Raw genomic sequence first — 21,628 nt, 5'->3', positions numbered from 1 at the left:
GTGACTGCCAAGATCTCCTGATAAACGCTAGTCCGAATCTTGTTGGTACTGGGCCTTTTGTGATATCTAGAGCACGTTGCCCTAAATACCTCCCTGATGCAATAGAATTGTTTTTGCCGTAGCTATAAATAGTTCCATAGCACGACGGAAAAGCCTTCTCTTCTTATTGCTCGCCTGATTAGTAATGTTCGCCCGTTAGCGGACACTCTGAGTATCGTCACACCAATTCCTGTCCCCATGGTTCTTGCAATAAGGTAGTTAGATCCATGTATTTACTCTCTTGCTCACAAGACTCATAAGCGCCATTAGCTTTGCCGCTACTCTTATTTCTTCATGCTCATCTGTTGAAGCAGTCAAGGTACCTAATGGTAAGTATTACGACACAGTAGGCTTTCAAGACGCATATGTTGAAGTGGTTGATAGCTCTATCGTAGCTGGTACATGTGGTGGCAGAGGATGTCCAGACTTTAGCAAGTTTAAGATCGTAGCTTCTGATGAGGCAATGAGTTCCATTCTTGTTCAGACACCCTGGGGTCAGAAGGTAAGTTATTGTGTTAAGACAACAGATCTGGAAGACTCACTTAATGACTTGCAAAAAATAGCGTCTTCACGTGCTGTTTTTGCTTCATGCGATTCTTCGTTGGGTTGGCTGTACTCATATGAAATGAATACTCAATGTGAATTGGACTCCATGATGCTACCCTGCAATGTTGGTGTCGAGAAGAAAAAAGTTCTTATTGGAGGTTATCAAGCTGCTCCAGTATATGAGTTGACTAGCAAAAGCAATGCAGCGGACACGCTTGACAGAAAGTTTAATGTTATTCATACTCAAAAATATGTTGAGTTCGTACCGGTCAATGGCGATAGCAATTCTCTTCGAGTCTATAATCTGAATCTATGAAAAAGCTTGCCATGCCTATTTCTATTCTGCTCGTATATCTCTTTCTTTTGGCTGCCCCTCCCACATTCGCTTCCTCCAGCCTGCCGTTTTGTAATGAAATGGAGAACATCCAGATGAAATGCTCTGGCAAAAATGGCAAGAGATATGGAAGCAGAATCCAATATTGCAAGAAGTTTCCACGAGATCTAGGATGTGACTTTATTAATAAGACATATTCAAACTAAAACCATGCCATGAGCTTTTGCCGCCTTCCTATGAACAGCAAGCTTTAACAAGCTTTCTCTTTCTGCAAAATCTAGGATTTTTCTTTTCTTAATAACTGCGACGACCCTGCACCCAATAAATGTCCAAGCCAAACCCGTTCTCGGCAAAGCATGTATTTGGGATGGAGTTAAAGCAAAGCCTATTACGGGCTTTAATTGTAATCTGCAAAGAGGCAGCTTTGTCTACACTTCCCACAGTTCCCCATACTCATATATTCCCGACCGCAATAATCCTAATAAATCCTATGTAATTAGTGCGTTTGATGTTAATGGCAAGTGTCCTGGCAAGCAATGTCAAGTTGAGCTCAAGGACTTGCTTTTCAAAGTGTGCAATTAAATGCCCCTATCTCCGGCAGTCGGAGATGATGTTCTTCCTGTTTTAGCTATAGTGGAGCAAATCAGGCTATTGTCTCGAGTGCAGTTCTGGCTTTCTAGCCTCGACGCAAATGCTCAGACATGAGACAAGCATCTTGGTGCCGAACTCTATGATTACTGCTTGCCACATAAATCCCCAAACAGCCATATTCTTCTGCATGTGTTGTACGATCCATTGAATAAAATCGTATTTCCATTGGCGGGACTTCGTAGGACGAAAGATCCTGCGTATGCCAACAAATTCCATTGTCCTCCTCTGCTGTCTGAGTAAGTTGCGCTTAATCGCGAACTTGTGCTCACAAGCTTGTAGGTATCTTTTGCTCCGTCCGCCCACTTTATGCTAAAGGAATTGCATGGTGCTTGTTTGCAGAGAAAACTACGTTGGCATTTTATTGATTTTCCATTGTAACTGCATGTAACCCATGGCTCTTGTTGTTCGGCTAAAGCACTCTCAGGGGCTTCGGAGAACAGTACCAAGACTAACGCGATCAGTCTTAACATCGCTCTTGCCTAATAAATGTGATTGGATGACTTCGCGAATTATATGGCTTTGCTGTGGGTGGGGCCCCTGCGATGGATTCAAGAGGGCGTCCAAGCAATGCCAGAGGGGCCTGGTCAACTAACCAACACCTACCCAGAAGGAAATGCCCAGCAACTTCACCAAGTACTGCTGCCACTGAATAGAAGTCATTGGCTGAATATCTCTGCATTCTGCTGAGCAGCCATCGCAGAGAAGCTGGAGCGACTGTAGAAGTAGGAGGCGGTAGCCAAATAAAGACCACTGCAATCTGCCACCCTAATGTGGAGTCGGCAATGCTAGCGGGGAGGCGCAGAAGAAAAATAAAGCTTATAGACACCTCCAGGCGCTGATATCTATGCAGGTAAGCTAATCCAGGAATGTAGGGCGCTTTCCATTCAATTCTACAGTGTTTCAAGGCAATGCATGGTTGCACTGCCAAACTGTCGCATGCATGTTTTGTCCCAGCCATCTCTTTTGTGAGAGCCTGGCTTGAAAGTGTTGCCAACTCTGACGTATATCTCCGCAGGCTTGAACTCTTTCTCGCAACTGGCAACGCAGTTAGCCCACTCAAAATCTAATGTCTCTCCTTTAGAGCTTTGGAAGCTGCCTTTCAGGCTCTGGCATCCGGCGACTTCTCCGTAGTCAACTTGTGGCCTTGATTGAGTGGATAGGCTGACAGAGTAAGCGGGTGCTTCCTGGCTGTCGCACCCAGCCTCTACTTTGAGTGGCAAAGTAATGCTGAGGAAAATTACTGAAAGAGAAAGTAGCAGCGTCTGCCCCCGAGCCTTCATCTCTATTTACGCAACTCATGCAACTCGCCTAACCATAATGCCACCAAGTCTCTTCCGACCCAAGCCACTCCCATAGCTGCCCCGACATCCCAGCACCTCCCAGCACCTCCCAGCCCTACCCCAAGCTTTCTTCGCCCGCCCCGCCGAGCAGGTTGCCCCCGACCTCATCGGCTGCCTGCTGGTGTAAGGCCAGGTAGGTGGAAATTGTTGAGCCCTTCGTTTTGATTGATTACCAAGCGCAGTAGCTTCCATAACTATTCGGACCCCTTCTTATTGCTGTAACGCGGTTGCCGCTTCCGATCAGAAAGACTGTCTTTCCATGCCTAGAGAACCTTGAGTTCTCGCACACTGCAAAGCCATCCATTCCTGCATTTAGGGTGATGGTCGAAGGGCAGGCCGTATTCATGCCCCTAATGATTTCCCCCAGCGTAGATCCCTTCTGGTATCCATCTAGATGCCCCATATCTGCGCATGCGTGTGCTTCTGGGCTATTGCTAAAAATGAGGCTGCTAGAAATGAGTGTGATAGCCAAAGCTTCTCTAAGCATTCTTTTGATGGTATCTCGCCTTCCTAAGTCTGGCACGATTGCTCTATGTCTGTCACTCCCGTAGCCACCGCGTCCCTCCAAGACCTCCCAGGCTTTCCCAAGCCTTCTTCGCCCCGTCCTGCCGAGGAAGTTCCCCCGTGCTCATTAGCTGCCTGCTGGTGCGGGTGCGGATTGATGCTCTCGAGCCTCTCCATCCAGGGGGCCAGCGGCTTGCAGCCAGTCGACCTGATTGACGCGGCGCCAAGAACACTCAGGAACCGAACGACAGGCCGGCCTTTTCTCGCGTTATCAGCAGCCTCCTAGTCGGATCCATATTTCTTTCCCCATGAACAAAATATTTTATTGCCTCTCCCATTTCGGACCGCTGCCACCTTGTCATTAATTATTAGAACTCGTTTTCCATTGCTATCTCTGCTTGGATCGGCACATAATACAGCTCCACTACCGTGCCTTCCATTGTAAGGGCTTATCAGTGCTTCTCCACCACATGCGCCTAGCTTTCTAAAAGCTGCTGAGATGCCTTCTCCGGCAACTATCCGATCAAGCGGACCATGTGAACATGCTTCTGCGCGTTGAGTTAGAGCTGAGACACAAGAAATAATTGCAACTAAAAGCCCATTTAAAATAGTGACTCTGCTTATTGCCCTATCTGAACAAGAAATCGTTTGCCTCATGGCGACCTCGAGCGCTTTGATCATGCCTGGATCCTTGTAACCATCTCTGTAATTACAGACCGTAGCGGCCCACTGGACGCCCTCAGGCTATTAACTGCCTCAGCTTTGCTATGTGCAACTTTAAGGCATCTGCGCATTGTACTGCATATGTCTAGATGGCTCCAGTAATAACCTGCCATGTCTCAGTGCTCTTACTTGTCTATTCTAACTCTTCTTGTTATCCATCTATAAGGCTTCATGGTGCTATGGATGCTATCATGGTGAGCTTGTTAATAGGGTTTAAGGCTGCCAGGGATTCAGGCGGTGAGACTCGAAAAACCGAACTTCTTGATTCAATGATCGATGATCACTGCCGATAGGGGCGTAATTCTTGCTGGGTGCTCTGAGATGCGCGCATATCTACTTTTGCGTTACGTTCTTCTAGTGGTGTAATCACGTTTTCCGCCAACACAGCCCAGGTAATCGTGCTAGCAGTTCTATGTGCGAATATCTTGGGAGATGAGCCTAAAGCGGATCTTGGCAGAATCTCAATAATGTCTATCTTAGGTACTTGCTCCATGTCTTTCCAGTGCACCCTGTTGATGTCTGTATAACTGTCCATTCGGTCCCTAGACTTGTGTACTCCCCGGACTTCTTGACTATGGTTACAATCTCTCCATTCCTCGCTTTGCATTTAATGCTTCCATCTGAGCCCCGAATATTTAAGGGTGTCCCGGTTGGATCCGCAACGGTCAAGGTCTTAGGGTCGGCAGGCCTCAAGTACTTACTCCATGCCTTTCCAGTGCAGCCGCTTCGTGTTCTTACTGCGGTCCATTCCGAGCTCACATAATATAAACCACCATCCTTTTCTATCTCAATTACCTTGGCCCCGTTTTGAACGGCGCAAACCACTTCTCCCCTGGCATTCCTAATGTTTAGGGGACTGCCAGTTGGATCAGCAACTGTTAGCTCTCGGCCGTGTGAAGCATTGGAGCAGATAATTGCCTCCGTGAAGAAAAGTGTGCATAGTTGAGTCTTCATTTGGCGCTACACACGCAATATGGCATTCGAGTATTCTACTCGATCCTGCATGTGTTGCATATTATGAATGATCTGTGTTTCTCAGGGCATTAAAAGTACTTTCGTCTGCCTTGATGGATCCTTCAATGTCATGCAGGCTGTCTAGGTTAGATCTTGGTGACTGGTACCCCGGAGGAGGTCGCCGAGCATCCCACCAGTCACACGGGTCGGTATCTCCAGCAGGTGCTGACTTAGCAGCCTCCTCAGGTCGCAGCAGCAGTGGCCTGACCCCTCAGCCCTGTCCGCAGGCGTCGCTGCCGACGTAGCCCAGGGCCTTGCTGTGGCTCACCTCGTCGTAGACGGAGAGCAGGGCCGGCGCCCGCCGGCCATCGGCGCAGGCAGCCACCTTGGTCTCACTGCACACACTCACCGTGTGGCCCAGCTGGAAGTTGTCGAAGAAGGTGGTGTCGTTGGCTTCCTGCAGGGCCGTGAGGGTCATCCCGTTGAACAGGGTGAGGATCGTCTCACGGGTCGGCACCGCTACCGCCGTCTGGAAGAAGGGGGTCTGGGCCGGGGCCATCAGACGGCCGAAGCGCCGCTCCTTCACCACCCCCTGGAAGCAGCCGGGTCCGCTGATGCCGGCCTTGCCTTGCCCAGCGCTGGCCAGGGCAGGGCCCATGGCCGGTGCGGCCAGCTGGCCCAGCAGCAGTGCCGTAGGACTAAGGCCGAGCAGACGGATCTGATGGGTCATCGCCGAATCGGGCAGGGCCGCGCCGTGGCGCCCTCGCCAGAGCTGCGGGCTAGGCCGCACTTTCGGCGGACATGCGCTCCGAGCCACGGACTGCTGACTGTTTTACTGCGTAACGACTGTGGCGCCCGGGCGCCTCGCTTTCCTTGTGCTGTCGTCGATCTGGCCCTCTGCATCGCCCACGCTCTCCGGCGGTGAAGCCCCGCGGGTGAAGCTGGCTACTCAGCTCTCCAAGCGCGCCAGCGGCAAGACCCTCTACCTGATCGACGAGCCCACCACCGGCCTCAGCTTCTTTGATGTGCACAAGCTGATGGATATGATGCAGCGGCTGGTGGACAAGGGCAACTCAATCCTAGTGACCGAGCACAACCTCGATGTGATTCGTCATGCCGACTGGATCGTGGATCTCGGCCCCGAGGGGAGGGAGATAAGGGAGGAGAGATTGTGGTGACGGGCACTCCAGAGGAGCTGGCGCAGCATCCTCCTGAGCCAATGGGAACGGTGGCCTGAGAACTCAGGCCAGGGCGCCCGCTGGTCGATTTGGGCTGATTGGATGCAGCCCACGCACAGGATTCCTTCGGACAGCTCGCTGCAGGCCTCTGCTGTGCCTGATTGTGCGGTTGGAATAGCCTAGATTCTATGCGACTAACGCATAGCTGATGCGTTGAGACTGGGCTTCGGGAGGGTTGAGGCCTGTCGGGTACTGCAGTTACAGGAACAACGGGGCATCAAGGTGTCCCTGGCTACCCTTTCGCGGCCATGTACCTCACTGCCTTATGGTGGGGAGCCAATGTCGCCCCCCTATGGGGTAGGGTACGGGCATGTTCTAGGGGCTTGACCTAAGCAATCTCTAGAGAGTGTCCCTCTTGAGCGATTGGCTTGGGGTAAGCCTTGGGCTCGACCCGACTCGATCTCAAGTCGCTCATTTATAGCGTTCCACTCCTAACGACTGTCTGCCTTCGATGACTTATCTGCCTGCTGATCTTAAAGCTCAAACATCCCCGGCTTTTGATCTGAGCTTGCTCGATTTTGATGCCATCAATTCAGCGGCTAACCCCGTTCCTCTGTACAAGGCAATTAATTGGAAAAACGCCACCTTTAGTGAGCTACTCTACGGAAATGATAGTATTAACTGGTCGCTTGTCAATCTGACAGCAGCTGCAAGCTCTAGCACTTTCTCTATACAGTATGTTGATTGGCAGGAAGTTAATAGTTCAAGCACTGCAACGAAAGCCTATGCGAGCTTTGCGTGGTCTTCCGTTGACTGGTCGTCGGTTGATAGCGTCACACGCGCTGACTTGGACTGGGGAAGAATTAATCTAATGAAAGCCTCTGCAGGCGCTAGCTTCGATATCAATATTGTTGATTGGCAGGAAGTCAACAGTGCAAGGACTGCAACGAAAGCCTACGCGAGCTTTGCGTGGTCTTCCGTTGATTGGTCGTCGGTTGCCAGTGTCACTCGCGCTGACTTAGACTGGGGTAAGATCAATCTAAAGAAAGCATCTGCAGGTGCTAACTTCGATGTCAATGTAGTCGATTGGCAGGAAGTCAATCAGTCCAGCATCGCAACTTCTGCCTATCAGGCGATAGCTTGGGACGCCATTGACTATGGCTCCCTTGATCCAGGCACCGTTGGTGCCATTGAATGGAGTCGTCTTACTCAAGATCAGCAGAAAACGGCTGAGGGGGGCTTGGGGCAAGATCTCAATGGCGATGGGCTTGTTGCAGGCTCTCAGGCCTTCAGATTTCAGCCCTTGCCAGTCTCCAGCCAACTTGAGACGACGTTTCTTTTTTCTAGTACGCAATCATCATCATCACAAAGCTATTCGGATGTTGATGGCTATTACACGTCTCAATTCAACAAAGATTCCCAATATGCTTATCATCTTGACAATGCCAGCAGGCCTTCCATAGTCAAGCAGACAGCCTCTGTCTCTATCTCGGGCAGTTTTACGGGGGGTGTGACCTTCGAGAATCCAGAAGTTAATTACTATTACTATTCCTATCGACCTGGGGGCATTTCTATCGCGATGTTCTCAGGTAGTGACGCCGAGGGCACGCTTTATCCCGTCACTGATGTTCGGCTGCTCTCAGTGGTTAGCTTTGCCTCCTTGCCCGATGGCGGCTATGCGCTTGAGTCCATCCAAGGTCTTTCCGAAGGAGGTGTGCGTTATGGGGGAATCGAACTCTTTGAGCGAGGCGGATATGCTGGTAGCTTTGAGTATGACCTAGGTGTCATTTATACGCCCACAGAGTCTAATCTTGCCCTTGCTCTTAGCAACAGGGACCTGTATTCTGTAATTAAAAGCTCTGAAACCAATGCGTCGCGTCAGATTTCATATCAATCAATAGCTAGCAGCTTGTATAATGTTAGCGTAGATGTTAATGCCTCTCCTGCCTCTATAGGCATTAATTACAAGATATATAATACTCCATACGCGGACATGGCGAGTTATGACGCAACTGGAGACATCTACTCTGGTGGATTTGGCACCGTGTCTCAGTGGCTGAGATCAGATCTTTTGTTGACAGGTAACAGCCCATATGAGCTCTCGGTTGGTGCTCCTGTTTTTTCTGGTCTTTTCCAAGGTTCGGTGCCTGGCTTTGATCCAAGCGTTGTCGCATGGAGATCTCGGCAGAGTTCCTCATTTAGCAATGATGCCGGCGGGTCTAGTGAGCAGACGGGTCAGGTGGTTACGGATCCCCTGACCGGGCTCGTGGTCTCGGCTACTAATACCTATAGCGACTCCTATGACGAATTTGGTGCCAGCAGTCCCTCTTCATACTCTTCCACTGAAACCATCACGGCTGACTATGTGGATGGTGTCGATGCAGCTGCCATGCTGAGCTACGACCCGGCTCTGGAGGCCGCCATGCAAAGCCAGCTCGCCACTGCAGCCGCTGGATTTGGGGAATGGTCTTCAGATCAACCTACTCTGCTGTCTACATTCTGGGAAGCCCCATTGTGATTCAGTGGGTGCCGCGACCCGAGTCGGTCTGATGAGATCTAGACGCTCCTGTTATGCAGGCCATGTGACTGATTCTGTGATCTTGCCTGGCACAGGCTTCGTGTCCCACACCACTACTCTCTGACCACAAGGCTGCCTATCAGGATCAGGCTGCCGCCTTAGCCCTCAGCCCTGCCCGCAGGCGTCGCTGCCGATGTAGCCCAAGGCCTTGCTGTGGCTCACCTCGTCGTAGACGGAGAGCAGGGCCGGCGCCCGCCGGCCATCGGCGCAGGCGGCCACCCTGGTTTCGCTGCACACACTCACCGTGTGGCCCAGCTGGAAGTTGTCGAAGAAGGTGGTGTCGTTGGCCTCCTGCAGGGCCGTGAGGGTCATCCCGTTGAACAGGGTGAGGATCGTCTCGCGGGTCGGCACCGCCACCGCCGTCTGGAAGAAGGGGGTCTGGGCCGGGGCCATGAGTCGGCCGAAGCGCCGCTCCTTCACCACCCCCTGGAAGCAGCCGGCTCCGCTGACGCCGGCCTTGCCTTGCCCAGCGCTGGCCAGGGCCGGGTCCATGGCCGGTGCGGACAGCTGGCCCAGCAGCAGCGCCGCAGGTCCCAGGCCGAGCAGACGGGTTCGATGGGTCATGGCCGAATCGGGCAGGGCCGCGCCGTGGCGCCCTCGCCAGAGCTGCAGGCTAGGCCGCTCTTTCGCTGGACAGGCGCCCCGCACCAGGGACCGCTGACTGTTTCACTGCGTAACGACTTTGGCGGTCGGGCTGGCGCCCGGGCGCCTCGCTTCCCTTGTGCTGCCGTCGATCTGGCCCTCCGCAGCACCCGCTGCCGGCGGTGGAGCCCTTTTGGGGGATTTGTGCCCACCCCCTTGAAACGCACCTAGGCATGAGCTAGTCGCCGGCGCCTGGCGCTGCGCCCACCGCTTCGGGGGATCCATGGGCTTCCAGCTTCTGCATCTGCACCTGCACGGCCTGTTCCGCGGCCGCGACCTGGAGCTGGGCCGTGATGCCGACACCGGCGGCCAGACCACCTACGTGTTGGAGCTGGTGCGCGCCCTGGCGGCCCGCCCGGAGGTGGAGCGGGTGGAGGTGGTGACCCGCCGCATCCACGACCGGCGCGTCTCGCCCGACTACGGCGAATCCCTGGAGTCGCTCGGCCCCGGCGCCGCCATCCTGCGCCTGCCCTGCGGCCCCCGGCGCTACCTGCGCAAGGAGCAGCTCTGGCCCCACCTCGATGAGCTGGCCGATGCCCTGGTGGCGACCCTGGCCGCCCGCCCGCGGCTGCCCGACTGGATCCACGCCCACTACGCCGATGCCGGCTACGTGGGCACCCTGGTGAGCCGGCGCCTCGGTATCCCCCTGGTGTTCACCGGCCATTCCCTGGGCCGCGAGAAGCAGCGGCGCCTGCTGGCCAGCGGCCTCACCCATGAGCTGATCGAGCAGACCTACGCCATGGGTCAGCGCATCGAGGCCGAGGAGCAGGCCCTGGCGGCCAGCTCCCTGGTGGTGACCAGCACCCGCCAGGAGGTGGAGGGCCAGTACGCCCGCTACGACCGCTTTGCCGGCGAGCGGGCCGAGGTGCTGCCGCCGGGGGTGGACACGCGCCGTTTCCATCCGGCCCTGCTGCCCGGCGAGGCGGCGGCGGTGGAGGCGCTGCTGGCGCCGTTTCTGCGGGACCCGGCCAAGCCGCCCCTGCTGGCGATCTGCCGGCCCGAGCGGCGCAAGAACATCCCCGCCCTGATCGAGGCCTTCGGGCGCTCCGACCTGCTGCGCCAGCGCCACAACCTGGTGCTGGTGCTCGGCTGCCGCCAGGACCCCGGCCAGATGGACCGCCAGCAGCGGGAGCTGTTCCAGCAGGTGTTCGAGCTGGTGGACCGCTTCGATCTCTACGGCCAGGTGGCCTACCCCAAGCAGCACAGCGGTGCCCAGATCCCCGCCCTCTACCGCTGGGCCGCGGCCCGCGGCGGGGTGTTCGTGAACCCGGCCCTCACCGAGCCCTTCGGCCTCACCCTGTTGGAGGCGGCCGCCTGCGGCCTGCCCCTGGTGGCCACCGACGACGGCGGGCCCCGCGACATCCTGGCCCGCTGCGACAACGGCCAGCTCGTGGATGTGACCGACCTGGATGCGCTGCAGGCGGCCCTGGAGGCCGCCGCCGCCGATCCGTTGCGCTGGCGCCGCTGGCGCGACAACGGCCTGGAGGCGGTGAGCCGTAGCTTCAGCTGGGATGCCCACGTGTGCGGCTACCTGGGCCATGCCGCCCGCCGCTGCCTGCCGGAAGCCGTCGGGGCCGCTCCGCGGGTTGCCGTTCCTGTGGCGAGCCCCGCCTCCAGCGGCCTGGATCCCATTCCGGAGCGGCTGCTGCTGCTGGATCTCGACGGCTGCCTCCAGGCCCCCGAGGCCGCCGGCCTCGACCAGTTGCGTCGCCGCCTGGCCGCCGATCCCCGCAGCGGCCTGGGGGTGCTCAGCGGCCGCAGTTTCCAGGCGGCCCGCCACCGCTATGCCGATCTGCAGCTCGTGGATCCCCTGGTGTGGATCACCCAGGCCGGCACCGAGATCCGTCTGGGCCCTGGCGCCGAGCTCGACCTGCTCTGGCAGCGGCAGATCGCCCCGGGTTGGGACCGCCAGGCGGTGCTGGCGGCCCTGGCCGAGCTGGAGTCCCGGCTGCGGCCCCAGGCGGAGGCCCAGCAGGGACCGTTCAAGCTCAGCTACCTCCTGAGGCCGCCCCCGGCCGGGGCGCTGGCGATCGTGCGCCAGACCCTGCGCCAGCGGCGCCTGGAGGCCCGGGCCCAGCTGGTTCAGCACTGGTATCTGGACGTGCTGCCGCCGCGGGCCTCCAAGGCCGAGGCGATCCGTCATCTGTCGCTGCGCTGGGGGCTTCCCCTGGATCGCTTCCTGCTGCTGGCCCCGCCCCAGGAGGACGCCGAGGGGCTCGGCCGGCTTGTCAACCAGGCCAACCGGGCCCGTTTCCCCGTGGCGGCGAGGCTGGGCTCCTAGGGCAGGGGCTGCTCGTGGCTGCGGTAGTAGCCGCTGTCGGGGTTGGCATCCGGCATCCAGTAGCTGATGTCGTCGTGCCAGTAGGGGGTGCCGGGCAGCCGGCTCGAGGACAGCTTGGTGGTGGCCATGGCCGTCATCAGGGTGCCCAGATCCACCGGTGAGAGGTCGGTGCGGATGTCGCTGCCGGCGATGCGCAGCAGTTCGGGCAGGCGGGTCACGGTGGCGGGACTGGCCAGCTTGCGGAACACCTCGGCGAGCACCAGCTTCTGGCGCTCCATGCGGCCGATGTCGCCCAGCTCGTCGTGGCGGAAGCGCAGGAAGCCCTCCAGCTCCTTGCCCTTGAGCAGCTGGCGGCCGGGGTAGAGGTCGATGTAGAGCCCCTGGCTGTTGTCCACGTAGTAGAGGCGCTTGGGCACGTCCACCTCCACGCCGCCGAGGGCGTCGGCCAGGCGCTGCACCGCGTCCAGGTTCACCAGCAGGTAGCGGTCCACCGGCGCCGCCAGCAGCTTGCTCAGCTCCTGCTTCACCAGCTCCGGTCCGCCGCTGGCGTAGAGGGCGTTGGCCTTGATCACCCCATACCGGGGCGAATCGATGAAGGTGTCGCGCGGCACCTGGGTGAGCACGGTGCGGCCCTGCTGGAGCTGCACCGTCATCATCACGTCGGTGTTGCTGGCCACCTGGTCGCTGCCCAGCACCACGATGCGGCGGTTGCCCATGCCCGCCGGCGACACCAGATCGGTGAGCGAGCTGCCGGGGTGGGGCAGGGCGGCCAGGGCGGCGCTGGCCAGGTGGGGCAATGGGCCGCTGAGGCCGTAGCCCAGCCCCAGGCCCGCCACGAACACCGGCAGGCTGGAGAGGCCGCGGCGCAGCAGTCCGGGGGCCGCCTTGCCGCCGCGCTGGCGTGGGTCTGGCCGGCGCCTGCGGCGGCCGTCCAGGGCCGTCACCGTGGCGGGCTCCGCCTCGGCCCGTGCTGCCGCCGGGCGCCGTCCGTCGTCCCGCCGCGCATCCTCCCGCCGGGCCCTGCCGCGGCGGGGGCGCTCACTGTCGCGACGGGGGACGGCCTGGGCCATGGCTACTTGCGATCGCCGCACCTTAAAGCCCGTGATTGGCCGCGGCCAGGGGCCTCCGCCGGTTCAGGGACCCGCCACCACCCGCACCTGCCCGGCGGCCCGATCGGCCCTGGCGCGGGCCTCCTCCAGGTCGGAGCCGCTGGCCAGGGCCACGCCCATGCGCCGCTGCGGCCGCGCGTCGGGCTTGCCGAACAGCAGCACCTGCACGTCGGTTTCGGCGAGGGCCTGCTCCAGGCCCGTGTAGGCCACGCTCTCCAGGGTGTCCTCCGCCAGGATCACGCGGCTGGCCGCGGGGCCGGTGGAGCGGATCTCCGGGATCGGCAGCCCCAGCACGGCCCGCAGGTGCAGCTCGAACTCGCTCAGGTTCTGGCCGGTCAGGGTCACCAGGCCGGTGTCGTGGGGCCGCGGCGACAGCTCCGAGAACACCACCTCGCTGCCGCCGTCCGGGGTGGCGCACACGAAGAACTCCACCCCGAACAGCCCCGCACCGCCCAGGTTGTCGGTCACGGCCCGGGCCATGGACTGGGCGGCGGCCAGCTGGTCCCAGTCCAGGTGGGCCGGCTGCCAGCTGGTCTGGTAGTCGCCGCGCTCCTGCAGGTGGCCGATCGGCGGGCAGAAGAGGGTGGGGCCCTGCCACGGCTTCACGGTGAGCAGGGTGATCTCCTGCTCGAAGCGCAGGAACTCCTCCACGATCACGCGGGCGCCGCTGCCGCGGGCGCCGGCCATCGCCGCCTCCCAGGCCGCCGCGATCCCCTCGGGGCCCTCCACCACGCTCTGGCCCTTGCCCGAGGAGCTCATCACCGGCTTCACCACCACGGGCCAGCCCAGGGGCGCGGCGGCCGCCGCCAGCTGTTCGGCGCTCTCGGCGTAGGCGAAGCGGGCCGTGCGCAGGCCCAGCTCGCCGGCGGCCAGGTCGCGGATGCGGTCGCGGTTCATCGTGACGGCCGTGGCGCGGGCGGTGGGGATCACCGTGATGCCCTCCGCCTCCAGCTCCGCCAGGGCATCCACCGCCAGGGCCTCGATCTCCGGGATCAGCACATCGGGCCGGTGGCGCCGCACCACGGCCTTGAGGGCCTCGGGGTCGGTCATGGCGATCACCTCGGCCGTGTCGGCCACCTGCATGGCCGGGGCGCCGGCGTAGCGATCCACGGCGATCACGCGGCAGCCCAGGCGCTGGGCGGCGATCGCCACCTCCTTGCCCAGTTCGCCGCTGCCCAGCAGCATCAGGGTGCGGGGAAACGGTCGGCTGGCCATGGCCGCGGCGGGGGGCGAGATACTCAACAGACTCTGCCGCGTCGAACTCCGTGCCGACCCCCGCACTGCTGGCCTATGCGACGGCGGGCGACGCCGCCAACGGCCTGCTCAACGGCTGGAGCATCGACGATCTGCAGCGCTGGGCCCTGATCTACTTGGGGATTTCCTCGCTGGCCTTCATCGTGGTGTGGGTGGTGGGCTACGTGCGGCGCCCCGGCTGACGGCCCCTCACGCGATCAGGTCGAGCTGGCGCTCCGGCGACTCCTCGTTGATGAAGCCGTAGGCCTCGAACACGGCGGCATCGCCATGGGTGATGTGCTGGCCGTCGCTGTGGCGCTCCAGCACGAAGCCCTCGCTGGCCATGCGCCGCATCAGCGCCGCCGCCTCCTCGAAGCGGGCCGCCATCGCCTCGAGGCTGGCGCAGTCGGCCGTCAGGCCGGTTTCCTTCCAGGTGAAGTAGGCCATGGCAGGGGGGCGAGGACAGGGGTACCCGCTGGGGGGCGCCGGGTCAGGGCAGCAGCACCAGACCCACCAGTACCAGTAGCAAGCTCACGCCCCAGAAGCCCACCACCACCTGCTGCTCGCTGGCGCCCCCCAGCTCGAAGTGGTGGTGCAGCGGCGCCATGCGCAGCACCCGCCGGCCCACGCCATCGGGGCCCTTGGTGGCCTTGAACACCCACACCTGCACGATCACCGACAGGGATTCGGCCAGGAACACCCCGCCCATCACCAGCAGCGGCCAGAGGCTGTTGCTCAGCAGGCTCACCGCCGCCAGGGCGGCGCCCATGGCCAGGGAGCCGGTGTCGCCCATGAACATCCGCGCCGGGTGGCGGTTCCAGAGCAGGAAGCCCAGCCAGGTGCCGGCCATGGCCGCGCAGAACCCCGCCAGGGCGGGGTCGCCCTCGTTGCCCCGCAGCATCAGCTGCAGGCCCAGGCCGCTGAACACCGTGGCGCCGCAGCCGGCCGCCAGGCCGTCGAGGCCGTCGGTGAGGTTGGTGGCGTTGCTCTCCGCCAGCACCACGAACAGCCCCAGGGGCCAGATCAGCAGCCCCAGGGGCAGCACCCAGCCCAGGGGCAGGGCGATGTCGCCGGGATCGGCCCCGCCGAGCCACTGGCCCTGCCAGGCCCAGCCCAGGAAGGCGGCGGCGGCGAGGGCCTGGAGCAGCAGCTTGCCGCGGGGGCTCAGGCCCGTGTTGTGGCGCTTGGTCAGGCTCTGCCAGTCGTCGACGGCGCCGATGGCCATCGCGGCCAGGGTGAGGCCGGCCACCGCCAGCAGCCGTGGATCGCCCGGGGCCACCAGCCCCCCCACGATCACCCCCACCGGCACCGCCAGCAGACCGCCCATGGTGGGGGTGCCCGCCTTGCTCAGGTGCGCCTGGGGGCCCTCCTGGCGGATCACCTGGCCCAGCTTGAGGGCCCGCAGCCGCGGCACGCCCCAGGCGCCGAGGCCCGCGCTCACCAGGGCCGCCACCAGCAGCGGCAGGCTCAGCTGGGGCGCCCGGGCCAGCCAGTCGCCGGCGAGGGCCATCCCCAGCAGCACGAAGCCCAGCACCAGGGCCAGCGGGCGACTGTTGCCGGGCAGGGAGGCCAGCAGCCGGGTGATTGGCCCGGCGGGGCGGCTGGGGGCCCCGGAGGGCGAGGTCGGGGAGGCCAAGGGGCGGCTGCGGGGGCGGCGGGCGAGAGCGAGCGGGCCGCACACGGGCCGCGCGGGGCGGCCACGCGCGCTTCCCGTGCCGGGCCGGACCCTAGGTCAGCCGATCGGGCCGGCCATCGATGTGACCGGCAATCCATGGGGCTGGCAACCGGTGCGACCAAGCGATCAGGCGGCCGGCCGTGCAGGGTCCCGCAGGGCCTCAGTCTTCCCAGTCCTCTTCGGTCTGCTCGTCGGCGGCGTTGTAGTCCTCCTTCTCGCCCATCAGCGCCGAGAGTTCCTCCTCCTCCACGGTGCTCACATCCGGGCTGGCGGTCTCCTCGTCGGCCACCAGGCGGCCGCTGGTCTCCAGCCAGCTGAGCAGATCGGGCTCCTCACGCAGCGGCAGCACCGGCGCGGGCTCGTTGCGGCCGTAGCGGGTCAGCGAGGGGTTGATTCCGTCCAACTGACTCAGGCTCTGGCTGAGGCTCGTGCTGGGGCTGCCCATGGATGTGGAATCTCCGCCAATCAGCCATTGTAACCGACCTGTAGCCACGCCCCCTTGTCCCCTGCGATCACCGCCAAGCTCGTGCAGCTCGCCTGGGTCTGGGGCTTCGCCCTGGGGCTGAGTGCCCTGCTGCGCTGGGCCGGGCTGCTCTGGCCCAACGGCCTGGCGGTCAACCCCGAGCTGGCCCTGGTGCTGGTGCTGGTGCCCCCGGCCCTGATGGCCCTGGCGCTCGTGCGGGGTCTGCTGGCGTCCCGTCCGGCCGGTGAGGCCGGGCCGCCGGGCGACCCCGGCAGGGGAGAATCGTCCGACTGAGCACACGGAGAGCGTTGATGGGTCGGGCCAAGAAGGCGGTGCTGGCGTATTCCGGCGGCGTGGACACCAGCGTCTGCATCCCCTATCTGAAGAACGAGTGGGGCGTGGAGGAGGTGATCACCTTCGCCGCCGACCTGGGCCAGGGCGATGAGCTGGAGCCGATCCGCCAGAAGGCCCTCGATTCCGGCGCCAGCCAGTCGATCGTGGGCGACCTGATCGAGCCCTTCATCACCGAGTTCGCCTTCCCGGCGATCCGCGCCAACGCCCTCTACGAGGGCCGCTACCCCCTCTCCACCGCCCTGGCCCGGCCCCTGATCGCCCGCCGCCTGGTGGAGATCGCCCGCGAGGTGGGCGCCGATGCGGTGGCCCACGGCTGCACCGGCAAGGGCAACGACCAGGTGCGCTTCGATGTGGCCATCGGAGCCCTGGCCCCCGATCTCAAGGTGCTCACCCCGGCGCGGGAGTGGGGCATGAGCCGCGAGCAGACGATCGCCTACGGCGAGCGCTGCGGCATCCCCTCGCCGGTGAGCAAGAAGTCGCCCTATTCGATCGACCTCAACTTGCTGGGCCGCTCGATCGAAGCGGGCCCCCTGGAGGATCCCAACGTGGAGCCCCCCGAGGAGATCTATGCCCTCACCGTGAGTGTGGAGGCCGCCCCGGATCAGCCCCAGGTGGTCGAGATCGGCTTCGAGAACGGCAACCCCGTGAGCATCGACGGCGTGCGCCTCGATCCGGTGAGCCTGATCCGCCAGGCCAATGCCCTGGCCGGCCGCCACGGCTTCGGCCGGCTCGACATGATCGAGAACCGGGTGGTGGGCATCAAGAGCCGCGAGATCTACGAGACCCCGGGACTGCTGCTGCTGATCAAGGCCCACCAGGAGCTCGAGAGCCTCACCCTGGCGGCCGACGTGCTGCGCACCAAGCGCCAGCTGGAGCAGCAGTGGGCCGATCTGGTGTACCAGGGCCTCTGGTATGGCCCGCTCAAGGAGGCCCTCGACGGCTTCATCGAGCGCACCCAGCTGACCGTGAACGGCAGTGTGCGGATCAGGCTGCACAAGGGCAACGCCACCGTGGTGGGCCGCAGCAGCGCCACCAACAGCCTCTACGTGCCCACCATGGCCACCTACGACGCCGGCGATCAGTTCGACCACCGCGCCGCCGAGGGCTTCATCTACGTGTGGGGCCTGCCCACCCGCCTCTGGGCCGCCGCCCGCCGCGGCTGATTCAGCGGAAGGCTGAGCCTCAGGCCACCCGGCCGTTCTGACCCATCAGACGGCTGGTGGCGGCGCGGCCGCGCCGCAGGTCGGGCAGCGACGGCAGGCTCGGTTGGCCGGGGGCCTGGCCCTCCGGCGCCTGGGTCTCGGCCACGGGCTCCGGGGCGGGGTCCGGTGCGGCGGCGGTGGGTTCCGGCGGCTCGACGGCCGCCGCGCTGCCGCCGGTTTCACCCGCCTGGGGCAGCAGCCGGCTCAGCCGGTCGTGCAGGGCGTGGTTTTCATCGAGCAGCAGGCGCTGGCGCTCGATCAGGGGTTCGATCCGCTCGCCGAACTTGCGCTCGAAGATCGTCGGCAGGTCGTTGAGCAGCTCCTCCAGCTCGGCGATCTGGCGCTGGCTGGCCTCCAGCTCCAGGCGCGCGGCCTCCAGGGCGGCCCGCTCCAGTCCACCGACCGCACGGCCAGGGTTGGCCTCGCCGGCGGCGGGGCTGCCGCTGGGCCCGTTGCCGCTGGTCGTGCGGCCGGCGGGCTCTCCAGGAGTGGGACTGTCGCTGCTCAAGGGTGTCTGCAGGGCCTGATCGGGAGGACCTTCGGGCTTGGCTGGGGTGGCGATGCTGGCGGATCGGCCGTCCGTTTGGGGGCCTGGGCGGGCGACGCGTCACCGGGTGGGACTCAGCCTAGACCGATTCCGCCGTGTCGGCCCCCCGGGCTGTGCCTGTCGGGACCGCTGGGGCAGGCGCTGGATGGCCCGCCACAGCGAAAGACCCCTGCGACGGCTTGAGCCATCACAGGGGTCAGGGTTGAAGGGGTCACCGGCCAGGCCGGTGAGGCCGGGGCCTCAGGCCTCGGTGGTCTGCAGGGCTGCGGCGTCGCTGGTGGCGGTGGGCACGGGGCCGCTGCGGGGAGCGGGCAGGGGGCCGTCCTGCTTGACGGTGAGGTAGCGGATCACGTCCTCGCTGAGGCGCATGGCGCGCTCCAGGCTGGCCACCTGCTGACCGTCACCGTTGTGGGTCAGCTGCACGTAGATGCCTTCCTTGTGCTTGGCGATGGGGTAGGCCAGGCGGCGCTTGCCGCGCATCTGGCAGTCCAGCACCTCGGCACCGGCCTCGGTCACGAGGTCGCGGTACTTGGTCACATGGGTTTCCACCTCTTCCTCCGGGATGTCCGGACGAAGGATGTACATCGTTTCGTAGTAGGGCTGCGACATGGCTTGCGCGATCCGACGTGGGCGCCGAAGGGGACGGTGGCTGGCGGCGTGGCCCTGGGGCGTGCCCCACCAGCGACGGATCCACCACCTTATCCCGCGGTGGGGAGCCCCTCAGTAGAGCTGCATCCGCACGGCGTCGGAGACGCTGGGGATGTCCGCCTCCTTGCCCTGCACGCACTGCACCACGGCGAAGGCCACCAGCACCAGCACCCCCAGGAACACCGTGTTGCTGAGGGTGCGGGCGGCGAAGCCGCCGCCCAGGGGGCTGAGCAGGATGCTGAAGGCCAGGGAGATCACCACCAGCACGATGTCCAGCAGGATCGCCTGCAGCACGTTGAAGCGCAGGTAGTAGGGCACCTTCTGGTTGCGCACCACCGCCAGATAGAGGGCGAGGAACAGCAGGAAGCCGCCGAAGGGCACCATCTGCTGCAGCATCACCACCGGCAGGGCGGGCAGGCTGAGCCACTGCAGTGCCGGGAACATCCCGAACAGGGAGCGGCCGAAGGGCAGCCCGTCGCTCCAGGGCAGCAGGTAGGCCAGCACGGCCAGCAGACGCTGCCAGAGGGGGATGTCGGCCATGGGAGGGGCAAGCCCGCTGCTGGGCCGAGGCTAGATGGTCTGTCTCAGCGGCCGTCCGGCTCAGCGGCCCTCCAGCCGGGCCAGGGCGGCGGCGCGCATCGCCGCCACGGGAATGGCCTCCTGGCCGCTCCACAGCCGCAGGGCGGCGGCCCCCTGCTGCACCAGCATCTCCAGGCCGTCGTGGGTGGCGCAGCCCCGGGCCGCGGCCGCCTGCAGCAGGGCCGTGGGCCTTGGCGTGTAGATCAGGTCGTACACGCTGGCGCCGGGCCGGAGGGCCTCCAGCTCAGCCGCGGTGAGCGGCGAGCGCTGGGTGGCGGCGGGATCGCTGGCGCTGGCCATGCCCACGGGGGTGGTGTTCACCACCAGGTCGGCGGCGGCCAGCTCGGCGGCCAGGCCCCCGGGCTCACCCCAGGCCAGGCCCTGCAGCTGCGGCGCCCAGCCGCGGCAGTCCGTCAGAACGGCGTCACGGCCGGCGGCGCGCCGGCCGGCCAGCTGGATTGAGCCCAGCCCCAGCTCCACCAGGCCCGCCACCACCGCCCGGGCGCTGCCGCCGCTGCCCAGCACCAGGGCCCGCTGGCCCCGCCAGCTGCGGCCGCCCTGCCGCAGCGGTGCCAGGAAGCCCTCCACATCGGTGTTGGTGCCCAGCCAGCCGCCGCCCGGCCGCGGCACCAGGGTGTTCACGGCCCCCAGCCGCTGGGCCAGGGGGGTCAGCTCGCTGGCCAGGGCGGCCACCGCCTGCTTGTGGGGGATGGTGACGTTCAGGCCGCGGCAGCCCATCGCCTCCAGGCCCCGCACCACAGTGTCGAGCTGGGCGGCAGGCGCCGGCAGGGCCAGATACACCCAGTTCAGGCCCAGCTCCCGCAGGGCCGCGTTGTGCATGGCCGGCGAGAGCGAATGGCGCACCGGATCGCCGAGCACCCCCACCAGGGCGGTGTGGCCATCGATCGCCAGGGGGCCGATCGCGGCGGCGGCGGTGGGAGGGGTGGCAGGCGGCATCGGGGCGCACGCGCCGGCGCGGGCCGGACGGGGTCGGGGCCGCACCGTACGGCCCCGGTTCGGCAACCACACCTAGCCCCACCAGGGGCCTGCTGTTGAGGATGCCTTCAGTCTGAAATCCCCTGCGGGAGGCGGTTATCCATGGGCAAGGTTGTCGGAATTGACCTTGGCACCACCAACAGTTGCGTCGCGGTCATGGAGGGCGGCAAGCCCACCGTGATCGCCAACGCCGAGGGCTTCCGCACGACGCCCTCCGTGGTGGCCTACACCAAGAACCAGGACCAGCTGGTCGGTCAGATCGCCAAGCGCCAGGCGGTCATGAACCCCGAGAACACCTTCTATTCGGTGAAGCGCTTCATCGGCCGTCGCGTTGATGAAGTCAACGAAGAGTCGAAGGAAGTGAGCTACGGCGTGGAGAAGGCCGGCTCCAACGTGAAGGTGAAGTGCCCGGTGCTGAACAAGCAGTTCGCCCCGGAGGAGGTGAGCGCCCAGGTGCTGCGCAAGCTGGCGGAAGACGCCGGCAAGTACCTCGGTGAGACGGTCACCCAGGCGGTGATCACCGTGCCCGCCTACTTCAACGACTCCCAGCGCCAGGCCACCAAGGACGCCGGCAAGATCGCCGGCCTCGAGGTGCTGCGCATCATCAACGAGCCCACGGCGGCGGCGCTGGCCTACGGCCTCGACAAGAAGAGCAACGAGCGCATCCTGGTGTTCGACCTGGGCGGCGGCACCTTCGACGTGTCCGTGCTCGAGGTGGGCGACGGTGTGTTCGAGGTGCTCTCCACCTCCGGTGACACCCACCTGGGCGGCGACGACTTCGACAAGGTGATCGTCGACTACCTGGCCGACAGCTTCAAGGCAAACGAGGGCATCGACCTGCGCCAGGACAAGCAGGCCCTGCAGCGCCTCACCGAGGCCGCCGAGAAGGCCAAGATCGAGCTCTCCAGCGCCACCCAGAGCGAGATCAACCTGCCGTTCATCACGGCCACCCCCGAGGGCCCCAAGCACCTCGACCTCACCCTCACCCGCGCCAAGTTCGAGGAGCTGGCCTCCAAGCTCATCGACCGCTGCCGCGTGCCGGTGGAGCAGGC

At 63.3% G+C, this 21,628-nt stretch carries 18 protein-coding genes and 2 pseudogenes; 9 read left to right on the top strand and 11 right to left on the bottom strand.

Going from position 1 to position 21,628, the window contains the following annotated elements; translation table 11 throughout:
• Nucleotides 1–280: 280 nt before the first annotated feature.
• Both ACLV7J_RS10120 and ACLV7J_RS10115 read left to right on the top strand, forming a co-directional pair.
• Nucleotides 281–901 carry a hypothetical protein gene (locus ACLV7J_RS10120; RefSeq protein WP_411868975.1) on the top strand — a complete coding sequence of 207 codons (621 nt, stop codon included), beginning with the start codon at nucleotides 281–283 and terminating at the stop codon, nucleotides 899–901.
• 4,340 nt (nucleotides 902–5,241) lie between these two features.
• Nucleotides 5,242–5,325: pseudogene (locus tag ACLV7J_RS10115) on the top strand (DNA helicase UvrA); the annotation flags it as partial.
• A 37-nt stretch (nucleotides 5,326–5,362) separates the two neighbouring features.
• Here the strand turns inward: ACLV7J_RS10115 and ACLV7J_RS10110 are convergent.
• On the bottom strand, nucleotides 5,363–5,821 hold the full coding sequence (locus tag ACLV7J_RS10110; protein WP_411868974.1) for a hypothetical protein: 459 nt from the start codon (nucleotides 5,819–5,821) through the stop codon (nucleotides 5,363–5,365).
• A 172-nt stretch (nucleotides 5,822–5,993) separates the two neighbouring features.
• On the opposite strand from ACLV7J_RS10110, the pseudogene ACLV7J_RS10105 reads away from it, so the two are divergent.
• Together ACLV7J_RS10105 and ACLV7J_RS10100 are read left to right on the top strand one after the other, a co-directional pair.
• Nucleotides 5,994–6,328, top strand: a pseudogene (locus ACLV7J_RS10105) (excinuclease ABC subunit A); the annotation flags it as partial.
• A gap of 452 nt (nucleotides 6,329–6,780) precedes the next feature.
• Entirely contained in the window at nucleotides 6,781–8,787 is a 2,007-nt protein-coding gene (locus tag ACLV7J_RS10100) for a hypothetical protein (protein WP_411868973.1), read from the top strand.
• 165 nt (nucleotides 8,788–8,952) lie between these two features.
• Here the strand turns inward: ACLV7J_RS10100 and ACLV7J_RS10095 are convergent, their stop codons facing one another.
• Nucleotides 8,953–9,411, bottom strand: a complete 459-nt coding sequence (locus ACLV7J_RS10095; protein ID WP_411868972.1) for a hypothetical protein — start codon at nucleotides 9,409–9,411, stop codon at nucleotides 8,953–8,955.
• Nucleotides 9,412–9,712: 301 nt separating this feature from the next.
• On the opposite strand from ACLV7J_RS10095, the gene ACLV7J_RS10090 reads away from it, so the two are divergent.
• Nucleotides 9,713–11,770, top strand: coding sequence for an HAD family hydrolase (locus tag ACLV7J_RS10090; protein WP_411868971.1), 2,058 nt, complete (start codon nucleotides 9,713–9,715; stop codon nucleotides 11,768–11,770).
• Here ACLV7J_RS10090 and ACLV7J_RS10085 read toward each other — a convergent pair.
• Together ACLV7J_RS10085 and purT are read right to left on the bottom strand one after the other, a co-directional pair.
• Nucleotides 11,767–12,840 (bottom strand): LCP family protein, encoded by a 1,074-nt coding sequence (locus ACLV7J_RS10085; RefSeq protein ID WP_411868970.1) that lies wholly within the window; start codon nucleotides 12,838–12,840, stop codon nucleotides 11,767–11,769. The genes ACLV7J_RS10090 and ACLV7J_RS10085 overlap by 4 nt on opposite strands.
• Before the next feature lie 63 nt (nucleotides 12,841–12,903).
• Nucleotides 12,904–14,094: a formate-dependent phosphoribosylglycinamide formyltransferase gene (purT, locus tag ACLV7J_RS10080; RefSeq protein WP_411868969.1), complete on the bottom strand. Its 1,191-nt coding sequence runs from the start codon at nucleotides 14,092–14,094 to the stop codon at nucleotides 12,904–12,906.
• Nucleotides 14,095–14,144: 50 nt separating this feature from the next.
• On the opposite strand from purT, the gene ACLV7J_RS10075 reads away from it, so the two are divergent.
• Nucleotides 14,145–14,315 carry a cytochrome B6 gene (locus ACLV7J_RS10075; RefSeq protein WP_411868968.1) on the top strand — a complete coding sequence of 57 codons (171 nt, stop codon included), beginning with the start codon at nucleotides 14,145–14,147 and terminating at the stop codon, nucleotides 14,313–14,315.
• Nucleotides 14,316–14,322: 7 nt separating this feature from the next.
• Here ACLV7J_RS10075 and ACLV7J_RS10070 read toward each other — a convergent pair whose 3' ends face one another.
• The 3 genes from ACLV7J_RS10070 to ACLV7J_RS10060 form a co-directional block, all read right to left on the bottom strand.
• A complete protein-coding gene (locus ACLV7J_RS10070) occupies nucleotides 14,323–14,559 on the bottom strand; it encodes a hypothetical protein (protein ID WP_411868967.1) in 237 nt (78 codons plus the stop codon).
• Between the two features lie 43 nt (nucleotides 14,560–14,602).
• The gene (gene mraY, locus ACLV7J_RS10065) at nucleotides 14,603–15,622 is read right to left on the bottom strand and encodes a phospho-N-acetylmuramoyl-pentapeptide-transferase (RefSeq protein ID WP_411869102.1); all 1,020 of its coding nucleotides are present in this window, start codon (nucleotides 15,620–15,622) and stop codon (nucleotides 14,603–14,605) included.
• Between the two features lie 325 nt (nucleotides 15,623–15,947).
• Complete coding sequence (locus tag ACLV7J_RS10060; RefSeq protein WP_094588960.1) at nucleotides 15,948–16,232, bottom strand: DUF3134 domain-containing protein; 285 nt, start codon at nucleotides 16,230–16,232, stop codon at nucleotides 15,948–15,950.
• Between the two features lie 54 nt (nucleotides 16,233–16,286).
• On the opposite strand from ACLV7J_RS10060, the gene ACLV7J_RS10055 reads away from it, so the two are divergent.
• Both ACLV7J_RS10055 and ACLV7J_RS10050 read left to right on the top strand, forming a co-directional pair.
• Nucleotides 16,287–16,544 carry a hypothetical protein gene (locus tag ACLV7J_RS10055; RefSeq protein WP_411868966.1) on the top strand — a complete coding sequence of 86 codons (258 nt, stop codon included), beginning with the start codon at nucleotides 16,287–16,289 and terminating at the stop codon, nucleotides 16,542–16,544.
• Between the two features lie 17 nt (nucleotides 16,545–16,561).
• Nucleotides 16,562–17,767: an argininosuccinate synthase gene (locus ACLV7J_RS10050; protein ID WP_411868965.1), complete on the top strand. Its 1,206-nt coding sequence runs from the start codon at nucleotides 16,562–16,564 to the stop codon at nucleotides 17,765–17,767.
• Nucleotides 17,768–17,786: 19 nt separating this feature from the next.
• On the opposite strand, the gene ACLV7J_RS10045 is transcribed toward ACLV7J_RS10050, so the two are convergent.
• The 4 genes from ACLV7J_RS10045 to ACLV7J_RS10030 all read right to left on the bottom strand — a co-directional run bounded on the left by ACLV7J_RS10045 (nucleotide 17,787) and on the right by ACLV7J_RS10030 (nucleotide 20,537).
• Nucleotides 17,787–18,314: a hypothetical protein gene (locus ACLV7J_RS10045; protein WP_411868964.1), complete on the bottom strand. Its 528-nt coding sequence runs from the start codon at nucleotides 18,312–18,314 to the stop codon at nucleotides 17,787–17,789.
• 279 nt (nucleotides 18,315–18,593) lie between these two features.
• A complete protein-coding gene (gene rpsF, locus ACLV7J_RS10040) occupies nucleotides 18,594–18,962 on the bottom strand; it encodes a 30S ribosomal protein S6 (RefSeq protein ID WP_255125984.1) in 369 nt (122 codons plus the stop codon).
• A gap of 111 nt (nucleotides 18,963–19,073) precedes the next feature.
• Nucleotides 19,074–19,541, bottom strand: coding sequence for a Tic20 family protein (locus ACLV7J_RS10035; protein WP_411868963.1), 468 nt, complete (start codon nucleotides 19,539–19,541; stop codon nucleotides 19,074–19,076).
• A 60-nt stretch (nucleotides 19,542–19,601) separates the two neighbouring features.
• Nucleotides 19,602–20,537, bottom strand: a complete 936-nt coding sequence (locus ACLV7J_RS10030) for a shikimate dehydrogenase (protein WP_411868962.1) — start codon at nucleotides 20,535–20,537, stop codon at nucleotides 19,602–19,604.
• 141 nt (nucleotides 20,538–20,678) lie between these two features.
• Between ACLV7J_RS10030 and ACLV7J_RS10025 the strand changes: the two genes are divergently transcribed.
• Nucleotides 20,679–21,628: Hsp70 family protein (locus ACLV7J_RS10025; protein ID WP_411868961.1), on the top strand; the 950-nt coding region annotated here is incomplete at its 3' end.

Origin of the sequence: Vulcanococcus limneticus LL, from assembly GCF_943369875.1 — a bacterium.
Taxonomy (GTDB): domain Bacteria; phylum Cyanobacteriota; class Cyanobacteriia; order PCC-6307; family Cyanobiaceae; genus Vulcanococcus; species Vulcanococcus limneticus_A.
This window is presented reverse-complemented; position numbering and strand designations above follow the sequence as displayed.